The organism is Robertmurraya beringensis (assembly GCF_042433785.1).
Lineage (GTDB): Bacteria > Bacillota > Bacilli > Bacillales > Cytobacillaceae > Robertmurraya_A > Robertmurraya_A beringensis.
Genome location: NZ_JBHLUU010000116.1, coordinates 13,980 through 27,043, shown reverse-complemented (window position 1 = coordinate 27,043; position 13,064 = coordinate 13,980). Strand labels below are relative to the sequence as shown.

At 37.7% G+C, this 13,064-nt stretch carries 10 protein-coding genes; 6 read left to right on the top strand and 4 right to left on the bottom strand.

Going from position 1 to position 13,064, the window contains the following annotated elements; all coding sequences use genetic code 11:
• Positions 1 to 33: 33 nt before the first annotated feature.
• The 5 genes from ACFFHF_RS17825 to ACFFHF_RS17805 all read left to right on the top strand — a co-directional run bounded on the left by ACFFHF_RS17825 (position 34) and on the right by ACFFHF_RS17805 (position 7,897).
• The gene (locus ACFFHF_RS17825; protein WP_377058726.1) at positions 34 to 1,680 is read left to right on the top strand and encodes a type 2 periplasmic-binding domain-containing protein; all 1,647 of its coding nucleotides are present in this window, start codon (positions 34 to 36) and stop codon (positions 1,678 to 1,680) included.
• Between the two features lie 173 nt (positions 1,681 to 1,853).
• Positions 1,854 to 2,708, top strand: a complete 855-nt coding sequence (locus ACFFHF_RS17820) for an ABC transporter permease (protein ID WP_377058740.1) — start codon at positions 1,854 to 1,856, stop codon at positions 2,706 to 2,708.
• Positions 2,709 to 2,726: 18 nt separating this feature from the next.
• Positions 2,727 to 3,611 carry a carbohydrate ABC transporter permease gene (locus ACFFHF_RS17815; protein WP_377058725.1) on the top strand — a complete coding sequence of 295 codons (885 nt, stop codon included), beginning with the start codon at positions 2,727 to 2,729 and terminating at the stop codon, positions 3,609 to 3,611.
• A gap of 60 nt (positions 3,612 to 3,671) precedes the next feature.
• Positions 3,672 to 6,059, top strand: a complete 2,388-nt coding sequence (locus ACFFHF_RS17810) for a glycoside hydrolase family 31 protein (protein WP_377058724.1) — start codon at positions 3,672 to 3,674, stop codon at positions 6,057 to 6,059.
• Positions 6,060 to 6,139: 80 nt separating this feature from the next.
• Positions 6,140 to 7,897: an alpha-amylase family glycosyl hydrolase gene (locus ACFFHF_RS17805; protein WP_377058723.1), complete on the top strand. Its 1,758-nt coding sequence runs from the start codon at positions 6,140 to 6,142 to the stop codon at positions 7,895 to 7,897.
• A gap of 225 nt (positions 7,898 to 8,122) precedes the next feature.
• On the opposite strand, the gene ACFFHF_RS17800 is transcribed toward ACFFHF_RS17805, so the two are convergent.
• The 4 genes from ACFFHF_RS17800 to plsY form a co-directional block, all read right to left on the bottom strand.
• Positions 8,123 to 8,635: a DoxX family membrane protein gene (locus ACFFHF_RS17800; protein WP_377058722.1), complete on the bottom strand. Its 513-nt coding sequence runs from the start codon at positions 8,633 to 8,635 to the stop codon at positions 8,123 to 8,125.
• A gap of 131 nt (positions 8,636 to 8,766) precedes the next feature.
• A complete protein-coding gene (locus ACFFHF_RS17795) occupies positions 8,767 to 9,276 on the bottom strand; it encodes a DoxX family protein (protein ID WP_377058721.1) in 510 nt (169 codons plus the stop codon).
• Positions 9,277 to 9,529: 253 nt separating this feature from the next.
• Positions 9,530 to 11,014, bottom strand: a complete 1,485-nt coding sequence (gene putP, locus ACFFHF_RS17790; RefSeq protein WP_377058720.1) for a sodium/proline symporter PutP — start codon at positions 11,012 to 11,014, stop codon at positions 9,530 to 9,532.
• Positions 11,015 to 11,240: 226 nt separating this feature from the next.
• Entirely contained in the window at positions 11,241 to 11,858 is a 618-nt protein-coding gene (gene plsY, locus ACFFHF_RS17785) for a glycerol-3-phosphate 1-O-acyltransferase PlsY (protein ID WP_377058719.1), read from the bottom strand.
• A gap of 229 nt (positions 11,859 to 12,087) precedes the next feature.
• Here plsY and ACFFHF_RS17780 point away from each other — a divergent pair, with 229 nt between their 5' ends.
• Positions 12,088 to 13,026, top strand: a complete 939-nt coding sequence (locus ACFFHF_RS17780) for a diacylglycerol kinase (protein ID WP_377058718.1) — start codon at positions 12,088 to 12,090, stop codon at positions 13,024 to 13,026.
• Positions 13,027 to 13,064 lie beyond the last annotated feature (38 nt).

Sequence of the window (13,064 nt, the reverse complement as noted above, 5' to 3'; positions counted from 1 at the left end):
TAGAAAAAGGAATCTCATAAGAGGGGGAAAATTATGATAAAGGTAGTAAAGGCTGGACTCGCTGGTTTATTAATTACCGCTAGTTTAAGTGCATGTACCAGTAAAACTGAAAGTAATAACAACGCGGATAATGTACTGAAAGTTGATTCCGATGGGAAGTATACGGAACCAGTTGAAGTGTCTATTGGTAAAGGAATTGATGCTAACTATAAGTTCGAGGGAAATGACACAGCCGAAAACAATGCCTACACCCGTTGGTTAAAAGATCGTTATAACATTGATATTAAGCATGAGTGGGAAGCATCGGCAGGAGATTATGAACAAAAAGTAAGTTTGACCATTGCAAGCAACGATCTTCCAGATGCTATGTTAGTCAACGAGTCGCAGTTAAAGCAAATGATTAAAGCGGATCAATTGGCTGACTTATCAGACGTTTATGAGGAATATGGTTCAGAAAGACTAAAGGATATTTATAAATCAAATCCTGGCTTATTAGAGAATGTAACGGTTGATGGAAAATTGTATGCGTTCCCAGAAACCACGCTTCCATCCGCACCGATGACCTGGATTCGTAAAGACTGGCTTGATAAATTGGGGCTTCAACCACCTAAAAGTTTACAGGACGTAGAAAACATCGCGCAAGCGTTTATTGATAACAATATGGGTGGACAGGACACAATTGGTATTGTAGGAACTGCACAAGGTGGTGCACTATATCCTACTTTTCTAACATCAGGTGATCATTCCTTTAATTTAGCACCGGTGTTCTTTGCTAACAATGCTTATCCAGGAATTTGGGTTAAGGATAAAGATGGAAAAGCAGCTTATGGTTCAACACTTCCGGAAACAAAGGAAACATTAGCTTTATTAAATGAATGGTACGAGAAAGGAATTTTGGACAAGGAACTTGGGTTAAGAAAAAGTACACAAGAGGTAATTGCAAGTGGGAAAACGGGTATTTACTTTGGAGCTTGGTGGACTCCTTATAATATTGAAGATTCCGTCAAGAATGATCCGAATGCGAATTGGCGTCCATATGCTGCACCAGTAGATACAGCAGGTGTACTTAATTCTAATGAAACCACAGGAAGCCAGTATATCGTCGTTAGTAAAGAATATGAACAACCAGAAGCAATTGTAAACCTTTTAAATATCCATGTAAATGAGAAAGACGTTAGCTATAAAGAAGCAGTAGGTAAGGAAATGACTTCACAGGAAATTCCGTTGTTTACGATCATGGGGCATGGGGATCAGCTGAAGTACGCTGTAGATACCACTCGAAAGTTTCTTGCGGGAGAAGTTAGCCTGGAAGAAGTGGATAAAGTAAATTATGGCTTTACGTATGAACTCGTATCACATGCTAAGAACACGAAAATAGAGCCTTACGACAATTACGATATACAATACTGGAATAAAGATGACGAATTCTTTACTCATGTATATTCTCATCTGAATGGTGGTTCTACATTTGTAGATGCAGACATTAATTATGTTCGTAGTCTAGCAACGGCCAAAACAAAAACGATGCAAACTCGTTGGACAAATCTTAAAAAACTGGAAGATGAAACGTTCTTAAAAATCATTTTCGGCAATGCGCCATTAAGTGATTTTGATACATTTGTTGAACAATGGAAAGAACAGGGTGGAGATCAGATTACTAAAGAAGTAAACGAGCAATAAAAAATCATCTCAAGACGGGTAAAAACTCGTCTTGAGATTCTTTTAAGGAGGATAATGAAATGAAAAACAGAGTGGTACACAATCAAGCTCCGATCACCAGATCTGTTTTAGAACGGAAACCGGCTATAACCTTATCAAAGGTTTTTCGTTCGAATTATACCCATTACTATTTAATGCTTCTTCCTGGCCTTCTTTGGATGTTCTTTTTTAATTTGTTTCCTATGTACGGAACATTAATGGCGTTTAAGGATTTTAATCCAGGAGTAGGGATTCTTAAGTCTGCATGGATAGGTCTAGAAAACTTTAAATATATGTTTGAGCTTCCAGACAGTATTCAAGTTTTCAAGAATACAATAGTAATCGCATTCGCAAAAATGATTTTGCAGTTAATTGTTCCTCTAATATTTGCTCTTATGTTAAATGAAGTGAAAAATAGGTTTTTTTCTCGGTCTGTTCAGACAATTGTTTATCTGCCTCATTTTCTATCTTGGGTTATAGTGGCAGGTATTCTACTAGACCTTTTCTCCCTTACTGGTCCAGTTAACCAGTTACTTTCCGTCTTGGGAATTGAACCGATGCTATTCTTTTCCAATCCAGATATCTTTCCGGCAATTGTAATAGGTAGTGACGTTTGGAAAGAGTTTGGTTTTGGTGCAATAATCTATTTTGCAGCACTAACTTCTATTAGTCCTGAATTATACGAAGCAGCGGCAATTGATGGTGCTTCCCAGTTTAGACGCTTAATTAGTATTACGCTGCCTAGCATACTTCCAGTAGCTATATTACTAGGTACATTAAGCTTAGGTAATATCTTGAATGCGGGGTTTGATCAAATATTCAACCTTTATAATCCACTTGTTTATTCTACAGGGGATATCATTGACACTTGGGTTTATCGGGCGGGTCTAATAGATATGCAATATGGATTAGCTACAGCAGTAGGACTTCTTAAATCTATTGTTAGCTTAATTCTAATTGCTATTTCTTATGGATTAGCTTACCGGTTTGCAAATTATCGAATTTTCTAAAGCAAGGAGGGATGGAATATGGTAGAAGAACGATCTGTCATATCCAAGTTATTCAATGGATTTAATGTGTTTTTACTTATTTTGATTACCCTTCTATGCATCTATCCAGTTTGGTATATGCTAGTTGTTTCTTTTAGTGATAAATCTGCAGTGGCTGCCGGGCAAGTATTCTTTTGGCCCAAAGATTTTACAATAGCCGCTTATAGACTGATTCTGGATGATATTCAATTTTTTAAGTCTTTTGGGATTTCTGTTACACGTGTCATTTTAGGAGCAATAACTACCTTTGTAGTAGTGGTATTAATGGCTTATCCACTTTCAAAAACGTCAAGGGAGTTTAAACCTAGAAATATTATTATGTGGATTTTGATATTTGCCATGCTTTTTAACGGCGGTATAGTTCCGTGGTATATGACGATGAAGGCACTTGGACTGACCAATAATATATGGGGTCTTGTTCTTGGAGGGGGATTACCTGTATTTAATGTTATTTTGGTCATGAACTTTTTTAGAAATTTACCAAAGGAATTGGAAGAATCAGCAATTATGGACGGAGCAGGACCATGGAGGATACTGTTGAACATCTATTTACCGTTGTCTAAACCTGTATTGGCTACCATTTTAGTCTTTACCATCGTTTATCATTGGAATGAGTTTTTTCAGGCAATGGTGTTAATGACCAAAAATGATCAGTATCCTTTACAAACTTATATTCGTTCCCTAACGGTCATAACTGATCTTTCAAGTATGGATGCGGAATCAGCGAAACTCCTTACATCGACGTCCAATCAAACATTAAATGCAGCGAAAATATTTATTTCCATGCTTCCGCTTTTGGTGATTTACCCATTCTTTCAAAAGTATTTTGTCAAGGGTATTACACTTGGTTCTGTTAAAGGGTGATAGAAAGTATGCCCTTTGCCGACAAGTAAGCTTGAACATGTAACAAAAGGAGGAACTTGTATGCAAGATACTAGTTTTGCTATACACCCAGGAAAAAAAATGAATGTGAGAGGAACTTCCTATCAAAGTATAGGTTCTCTTATTAATTATCACTTTCAAGAAAAAGTATTGAATATTACATGTGAAAATGGATATGTTTCGATATGTTTTTATCGAGATGATATTGTTCGAATTATTATGAATCCAAAAAAGACACCTTCTTTAAAAACGAGTTTTGCAGTAATTAAAAAGCAAGAAGATGTTGAGGTGGTTGTTAGCGAGCGAAATGGTGAGATACATGTTTCAAGTAATAAGCTCTCACTTGTTATTAACAAAACACCAATAAGGATTTCTATTTTTGACAATCAAGGACGTTTGCTTGTGAATGAAAACGAAACAGGTATGGGTTTTAATGAGAAAAAAGAGGTGATCTGTTTTAAAGAGATGCATAAAGAAGATCACTTTTATGGGTTTGGTGAAAAAACAAGCTTCTTAGATAAACGTGGTGAGAAAATGACCATGTGGAATTCCGACGTGTTTGCTCCTCATAATCCTGAGATTGATGCGCTTTATCAATCAATCCCTTATTTTATGACGATTCGCAATGGTAATGCTCATGGAATTTTCTTTGATAATACGTTTAAAACCGTATTTGATATGAAAACATTCGATGATACGTATTCGTTTTCTGCTGAAGGTGGTCAACTAGACTATTATGTCTTTGCAGGTCCATCTCCAAAGGCAGTATTGGAACAGTATTCAGAAATAACAGGGAGAATGCCTATTCCTCCAAAATGGGCATTAGGATACCATCAATCTCGCTATAGTTATGAATCTGAGCAAGAAGTGAGAGAACTAGCACGTAATTTTCTAGAGAAAGAGATTCCACTTGATGCGATTTATTTGGATATTCATTATATGGATGGTTATCGTGTGTTTACCTTTGATGAAGAAAGGTTTCCCGATCCTGCAGCCCTTGTTCAAGACCTAAAGGATGCTGGAATTCATGTTATACCAATCGTAGATCCTGGTGTGAAAGAAGACCCTGAATATTTGGTTTACCAAGAAGGGGTAAGAGAAGATAGATTTTGCAAATACATCGAAGGAAATATATACTTTGGTGATGTTTGGCCTGGCAAGAGTGCGTTTCCTGATTTTACGAACAGTGATGTACGTAAGTGGTGGGGGAAAAAACACGAATTTTATTCTGATCTAGGTATAGAAGGTATTTGGAATGATATGAATGAACCAGCTGTCTTCAATGAAACAAAAACAATGGACTTAAAAGTTATGCATAATAATGATGGGGATCCCAAAACGCATCGAGAACTGCATAACTTGTACGGGCTATTAATGGGTGAAGCAACATACGAAGGGATGAAAGAACAGTTAAATGGGAACCGCCCGTTTTTACTAACTCGTGCGGGTTTCGCGGGTGTTCAACGTTACGGAACTGTCTGGACGGGGGATAATAGAAGCTTCTGGGAGCACTTACAAATGTCAATTCCCATGTGTATGAATCTGGGTGTTTCCGGAATTCCATTCTGTGGGCCTGATGTTGGTGGATTTGCACATGACACAACCGGACAATTACTTTTAAGGTGGACCCAAGTTGGTACCTTTACTCCTTATTTTAGAAATCATAGTGTGTTAGATTCCATTCGCCAAGAGCCGTGGTCATTTGGAGAAGACTATGAAAAGGTAATTAAAAAATACATTCAAGAGCGCTATGTGTGGCTTCCCTATTTATACACATTATTTAGAGAGGCAAGTGTTACCGGAGTACCTGTAATGCGTCCATTAGTACTTGAATATCCGGATGATAAACATACTTTTAACCTTTCTGACCAATTTATGATTAGCTCAAAGGTGATTGTAGCACCAATTTTAAAACCAGATACCTATCATCGGGTGGTTTATTTACCTAAAGGAAACTGGGTGAATTATTGGACAGAAGAAATTCTGGAAGGTGGTAAGCACCATCTGATCCAAGGTGACCTTGAAACATTGCCGATCTTTGTTAAAAAGGGAGCAATTCTTACTCATGGGACTGTAAAACGTTCAACTAAAGTGAAAGAAAATGAAATGACCATTCATTTATATCCAACAAAAGATGAGGCTTCTACGTTTACTTATTATGAAGACGATGGGAAAACATTTGCCTATAACTATAGTCAATTCTTCGAGTGTCGTATTGAAACAAAAATGGATGATGAAAATCTTGATATCGTTATTAATGCTGAACATGATCAGTTTAAACCAGATTGGCAAAAAGCAATCTTTGTCATTCACGGATTAAAAGGCGACATGACAATAAAAGTGAATGGAAAAACACCAAGTGAAGTGATTAAAGAATCGGAATCAACTCTTATTAAAATTCCATTTGCTATGGAACATTTGAACAAATAACGAGTTTTTAAAGAAAGTTTGAATTGCGTTCCATTGTTTGAATGAATCTAGAAATCTTATAAAAAGAGGGAGAGGTTCAGTTGAAAAGATTAATAAATAATGCTTCTATTCTAATGATGATTATAGTTTTGGTAATGTTCAATGGGAATGTTTCTGTTTCCAATCATGTGGTAGCTGAGAATTTGTCCAAGAAGCAAGTAGATTCTAGTACGATCCCTGACAACACAATCAGAATACATTACGAAAGAACGGATCAGAACTATGATAATTGGGGACTTTGGTTATGGAATGATGTAGCCATTCCTTCAGCTGAAGCAGGTGTTTGGCCAACAGGTGCCACTCCATTTTCCAATACACAGGTAGATGAAAATGGGGCTTATGTTGATTTAAAGTTAAAAGAAAATCCAACCAGTATAAGTTTCATTGTTGTAAATAGGTCAACGGGTGAAAAAGACGGTGATGCTAAGGTATTTTCCCAATTTGGTGAATATAAAGAAGTATTTATTACAGAAGGAGATGACTTTGTGTATACGTCCCCTGATGGGTCATCGAATGTAGGAAAAAGTAAAACTTTACAACCTAATTGGTCAAAGGATTCTACCATTTATGAAGTGAACGTTAGACAGTATACTTCTGAGGGAACGTTTAAGGCGTTTGAATCTCATCTGCCGAGATTAAAGGAATTAGGTGTAGAAATCTTGTGGTTTATGCCCGTTCATCCAATTTCGAGTGAGGGAAGGATTGGAACATTAGGTTCATACTATGCAGTACAAGACTATAAAGCGATTAATCCAGAGTTTGGCACATTAGATGATTTTAAAAGATTAGTAGATAAGGCACATAGCATGGGATTCAAAGTGATGCTAGACTGGGTGGCTAATCATACCGGAAAAGATCATATTTGGACTGAAAATAAAGAATGGTACACTCTGGACAATGAGGGGAATATCACTCATCCCCCTGGGACAAACTGGATGGATGTAGCCGATTTAAATTATAACAATAATGAAATGCGAACTGCGATGATTGACGCTATGAAATATTGGGTTACTGAAGCAGACATTGACGGGTATCGTGCGGATTATGCTGTAGGTGTGCCTCTAGACTTTTGGGAGAATGCGCGAAAAGAGTTAAATAAAATAAAACCGGTATACATGTTAGCGGAGGATAATACTGTTTATAACCTGTTAGATCATGCATTTAATTCTAATTATGGCTGGGAACTAAATCATATTATGAGGGATATTGCCATTGGGAATAGGGATGCAACGCATGTAAAATCATATATTTCAAAAATGAAACGTCTATACCCTAGTGGTTCTTATCCAATGCATTGGACTACGAATCATGATGATAATTCGTGGGAAGGTACTACATCAGAGCTATTTGGTGAATCTGAAAAAACGATGGCTGCTTTAACCTTTACCTTACCAGGTATGCCATTAATTTATTCCGGTCAAGAAGCGGGATTAAATAAGAGATTGGCGTTTTTTGATAAAGATGAAATCTCTTGGCAAGATTTATCGGATCAAAGGTTTTATCAGGATTTAATCCGCCTTAAAAAGGAGAATAAGGCATTGTGGAATGGAGATGCTGGTGGGGAAATTAACTTATTAGACACTTCTGACGAAAACCTATTAGCTTTTGAAAGGCAAAAGGGTAATTCTAAGGTAATTGTTATAGTAAATCTTTCTGCTGACCCCATTTCCGGCAGTGTGACTGTAGACTCAAAGTCTGTCGGTAATTATCGTTTGTTTCCTTCAAAGGAAGCCGTTAGTTTTCAAAATAAACAAGCATTTGATTTGGAACCCTGGGAATATCATATACTCGTAAAATAGACTCTAAATATTTAAAACCAACCCTATTCACTAAAATAGGGTTGGTCTTTTCTTATAGGAGTAATTTCAACAGTTATCTATACCACCCTATAAAGGGACATCATCCTATTCTTGTAGATTATTTTGTCATAACAAAAGTAAGGCCATTACAGATATTCGACTAATTTGTAATGACCTTTATTTATTAAGCTTTGATAAACTGGAAGCAAGGGAATCTCGTTATATTTATGCTTTTTGTTGAAGAAGATCTGCGCCTTTTTTGAAAACCGTTTTGCGAAGGAAAGGAACCACATAGTAGTCTAAGCCGTAACGTCCTGCATTGAATCCGGCAGTAAGAATGATTACACCCATTAGTATGTCTGTAGGGTTATGAGATACGGTACCTGCTAACATGAAAGAGAAGTTCATGACTAGACCGAAGAACATTGCTGCACTTGTAAAGCACCCAAGAATTAATCCTAAACCTACTAGAAACTCGCCCCAAGGTACAAGGAAGTTAAATAGTTCCACGTTCGGTAGTGCCACACCTTCAAGGAAAGATACATACCAGCCATACACAATTCCATCTGGACCAGCAACAGGGTTAGCGATAGAACCTTTTAAAAATCCAGCAGCATCAAATCCACCGCCAGTTATTTTTCCCCAACCTGCTGTCATCCAAGCATAACCGAGATATACACGTAATAGAGTAAGAAGTGCTGCAGAAATCTTATTTTCTCTTAAAAATTGATTAAACATAAATGATTCCGCCTTTCAAAATGAATTTTATTAATGATTACACTCATAATATACAATCTTGTGATAGTGAAAAGAATAGTTATGTGAAATAGTTCACAAATTAGTCGAAACTTATTGAACAAATGGTTAACTTAAGCCATTTCTTTTATCGGGCGTTCTTCTTTTTTGAAGATGGCTTTGCGAAGGTAAGGAACGACATAGTAATCTAAGCCGTAACGACCAGCGTTAAATCCAGCTGTTAGAATAATCACACCCATTAATATATCTGTTGGGTTATGAGATACTGTACCTGCAAGCATGAAAGAGAAGTTCATGACTAAACCGAAGAACATCGCTGCACTCGTAAAGCACCCAAGAATTAAGCCTAATCCTACTAAAAACTCGCCCCAAGGTACAAGGAAATTAAATAGATCCACGTTTGGCAGTGCTACACCTTCAAGGAAAGATACATACCAGCCATACACAATTCCATCTGGACCAGCGACAGGGTTTGCAATTGAACCTTTTAAAAATCCAGCAGCATCAAACCCGCCAGTTATTTTTCCCCAGCCTGCTGTCATCCAAGCGTAGCCGAGATACACACGTAATAGAGTAAGAAGAGCTGCAGAAATCTTGTTTTCTCTTAAAAATTGATTAAACATAAATGATTCCGCCTTTCAAAAAGGATTTAATTGATGATTACACTCATAATATACGATGTGACCATAGTAATAACCATAGGGAAAAACAATCGTTCACAGTTTGTTAAAAGCTTATTGACCGAAGTGTGAACTATGTCACTTTTATGAACAACAGGATTAGACAAGTTCTCTGGAAATAAGCCTGTATTTCCCAGGAAAAGAATATTTCCGACAAAAAAACAACCCATTCGCTGTCGAATGAGTTGTTTGAAAATTATTTCTCTTCTTTTAATAACGCGATACTTTCATTAAATTCTTTTTCAATTTGATCGTTTTGTTTAAATGTAAGGATGCTTACGATAATCGCAACGATTGCATTGAGGAGGAAGCCAGGAACAATTTCGTATAAGTCAAAAATTCCGCCCTCAGCTTGTTTCCATAGAATTACCGTAATGGCACCGGTGATAATACCTGAAATGGCTCCCCAGTTCGTCATCTTTTTCCAGAAGAGACTGAGAATAATAACAGGACCAAAGGACGCGCCAAATCCTGCCCAAGCATAGGCAACAAGTGAAAGAATCGTATTGTCTTGATCTAGAGCTAATAAAAGGGCAACAACAGCCACGGTTAATACAGCTAATCTTCCTAATAATACATAATGTTTGTCGGTCGCTTCTTTCTTTAATAACACTTTGTACAAATCTTCAATAAGAGCACTTGAAGTTACAATGAGCTGAGATGAAATCGTGCTCATGATCGCGGCTAAGACTGCAGCTAATAGGAAACCGGCAATGATCGGATGGAACAAGTATTGTCCAAGTTCAATAAAGACGGCTTCTGGATTAGAAAGGGTTAACTCAGGATTCTTTTTAAAATACGCAATCCCAATCATCGCTGTAAGGATGGTTCCGAGTAGAGAGAAAATCATCCATGTCATCCCAATACGGCGGGCACTCTTTATTTCTTTAACGGTGGTGATGGCCATAAAACGTACGATTATATGTGGCTGGCCAAAGTATCCTAATCCCCATGCCATAGCCGACACAACTCCGATGAAGCTAGCACCTTTTAATAAATCCAAGAAGTTTGGATTCACGAGTCGAACCGTTTCAAACGTTTCAGAAGGTCCACCTGTGGCAAATACCCCAATAATAGGGACAAAAATAAGTGCAAGGAGCATCATAAGTCCTTGAATAAAGTCGGTATAACTTACGGCCAAGAACCCACCAAATAAGGTATAGGCCACCACAACTGCAGATACGATCAGTAAACCGGTATGATAGCTTACGCCGAAAGAGCTCTGGAAAAATACGCCCCCTGAGACCATTCCGGAAGAAACATAAAACGTAAAGAAAACGAGAATAACAAGACCAGACACGATTCGAAGCAGCTTCGTTTGATCTTTAAATCGATTCTCTAAGTAACCAGGAATCGTAATCGAGTCGTTTGCCACTTGAGTATAAGAACGAAGTCTTGGAGCAACAAGAACCCAGTTGAGGTAGGCTCCAATGGTAAGTCCGATGGCAATCCAGGCATCGACCATGCCATTAACATAAATGGCTCCAGGTAACCCCATTAATAGCCAACCACTCATGTCGGCTGCACCGGCACTTAGGGCGGTTACGGCAGGACCTAGTGAGCGCCCGCCTAACATATAATCCGTCAGATTACTTGTTTTTCTATAAGAATACCAACCAATTAGTAGCATCCCCGCCATGTAGATGGTAATGGAGATGGCTTGGTAAAATTCATTCGACAAATAGGTTTCCTCCTTTATTATAGTAAAAGAATAATCATAAAAATATATGCAATATTCTATCATTATTATGCGAACGAGACGATATTTTTTTAGCCGAAATAAATCATGAAAGGGGTAACAATAAAGCTTTTCTCAGAAAGTATCAGTTCTATCTTGAGAATAATAATTCATTTGGTGAAAATAATTAAAAAAATTCAATCAAACGTTTGATTGAATTTTTTGAGCTTCATTTTATAGGTTTAGGAGGAATTCGATCGTCCTTAAGTTTTTTGTCATTAATTTTTAACTCCGTATCATTCATATAATTCCTGATATTGGAGCGGTGCAAAAAGAAAAGCAGAAGTAAGAATAAGAAAAATATAAGATCGGTATGATAGCCTTCCTCAAAAAGGGAAAATATCAGCATGGCAAAGCCAACCGAGATTGATCCAAGAAATACATATTTTGATACAAAAATCACGGTGAAAAAGGTAAGAAAAGTAATCAGAAATAAAAAAGGATGGTAAACAATTAAAAAACCAGCAGTGGTTGCGATCGCTTTTCCTCCGCGAAACCCTGCAAAGATCGGAAAACAATGACCGATTACCGCCATTAAGCCTGTATATAGAGGATCTAGATCGGAATGAAACAGAATGGGTAAATACGTCGCAACAGCCCCTTTGCCAACATCGACAAGAAGAACAATGAATCCAGCCTTTTTCCCAAGAACCCTTATGGTATTGGTCGCACCTGGATTGTTACTACCGAGCGTTCGAATATCCACTTGAAAGAGCCACTTTCCAACTAATAAGGCAGTCGGAATGGAACCTAGTAAATAGGCAATGATAAGTAGTCCATACTCCATAAAAGTCCTCCTTACTTTCATTGTGATATGTCTAAATTTTACCATATTTTTAATGGTGCTGTTAGAGTTGAGATTTTTACTTTTACCTATCTCCATGATATGATAGATTGTCAACATATTTGCAGGAATGACACCTGTGAGATATGATATTAATGTTAAATGATGGAATCAACTTCGGAGTTTACATACTAATAGAAAAGAACCTTATTTTTGAAATAGGATGATGAAAATGAAAAGAGCAAGAATTATTTATAATCCTACCTCAGGAAGAGAAGCGTTTAAAAAGCAATTGCCAGAGGTACTGCAAAAGCTAGAAATGGCCGGTTATGAGACTTCTTGTCACGCAACAACTGGTGTAGGTGACGCGACAGAGGCGGCTAAAATTGCTGTCGCTCGAAAATACGATCTAGTTGTAGCAGCAGGTGGAGATGGAACGATCAATGAAGTAGTGAATGGACTGGCAGAGCAAGAGTATCGTCCAAAGCTAGGAGTCATTCCGGTTGGAACGACCAATGACTTCGCAAGAGCGCTTCATATTCCACGTGACATTGAAGCGGCAGCGGATATTATCGTTAAGGGAGACACGATTCCTGTTGATATCGGCCGAATTAATGACAAGTATTTTATTAATATTGCTGGTGGAGGCCGTTTAACGGAGCTAACGTATGAGGTACCAAGCAAACTAAAAACGATGCTGGGACAACTCGCTTATTACTTAAAAGGCATTGAAATGCTTCCTTCCATTCGTGCGACAGATTTAAGTATCGAGTATGATGGAAAGCTTTTTGAAGGAGAAGCCATGCTGTTTCTAGTTGGGCTAACCAATTCAGTAGGCGGCTTTGAGCGCCTCGCTCCCGATGCGTCGATTAACGATGGCATGTTTACTTTATTGATTTTAAAAAAGACAAACCTGGCAGAATTTATCCGCATTGCCACATTAGCTGTTCGTGGGGAGCATGTGAACGACCCGCATGTGATTTATACAAAGGCAAACCGTATCAAAGTTCACTCAGAGGAAAAGGTTCAGCTCAATCTAGATGGAGAATTTGGAGGCCTATTACCTGCGGAATTCGTGAATTTATACCGACATCTAGAAGTGTTTGTACCGATTGATCAAATACGTGAACAGGACCGACCAGCAGAGGGTTGGAATGTATCAGGAAACTAATCACTAGATAGGTGGTTAGTTTCTTTTTGTAATTTCGT

What these genes read in the sequence shown, in the direction of transcription:
- ACFFHF_RS17825 (WP_377058726.1), top strand. Translation starts at nt 34, where the DNA reads ATGATAAAGGTAGTAAAGGCTGGACTCGCTGGTTTATTAATTACCGCT.
- ACFFHF_RS17820 (WP_377058740.1), top strand. Translation starts at nt 1,854, where the DNA reads ATGCTTCTTCCTGGCCTTCTTTGGATGTTCTTTTTTAATTTGTTTCCT.
- ACFFHF_RS17815 (WP_377058725.1), top strand. Translation starts at nt 2,727, where the DNA reads ATGGTAGAAGAACGATCTGTCATATCCAAGTTATTCAATGGATTTAAT.
- ACFFHF_RS17810 (WP_377058724.1), top strand. Translation starts at nt 3,672, where the DNA reads ATGCAAGATACTAGTTTTGCTATACACCCAGGAAAAAAAATGAATGTG.
- ACFFHF_RS17800 (WP_377058722.1), bottom strand. Translation starts at nt 8,635, where the DNA reads ATGTTTAATCAATTTTTAAGAGAAAATAAGATTTCTGCAGCACTTCTT.
- ACFFHF_RS17795 (WP_377058721.1), bottom strand. Translation starts at nt 9,276, where the DNA reads ATGTTTAATCAATTTTTAAGAGAAAACAAGATTTCTGCAGCTCTTCTT.
- plsY (WP_377058719.1), bottom strand. Translation starts at nt 11,858, where the DNA reads ATGGAGTATGGACTACTTATCATTGCCTATTTACTAGGTTCCATTCCG.
- ACFFHF_RS17780 (WP_377058718.1), top strand. Translation starts at nt 12,088, where the DNA reads ATGAAAAGAGCAAGAATTATTTATAATCCTACCTCAGGAAGAGAAGCG.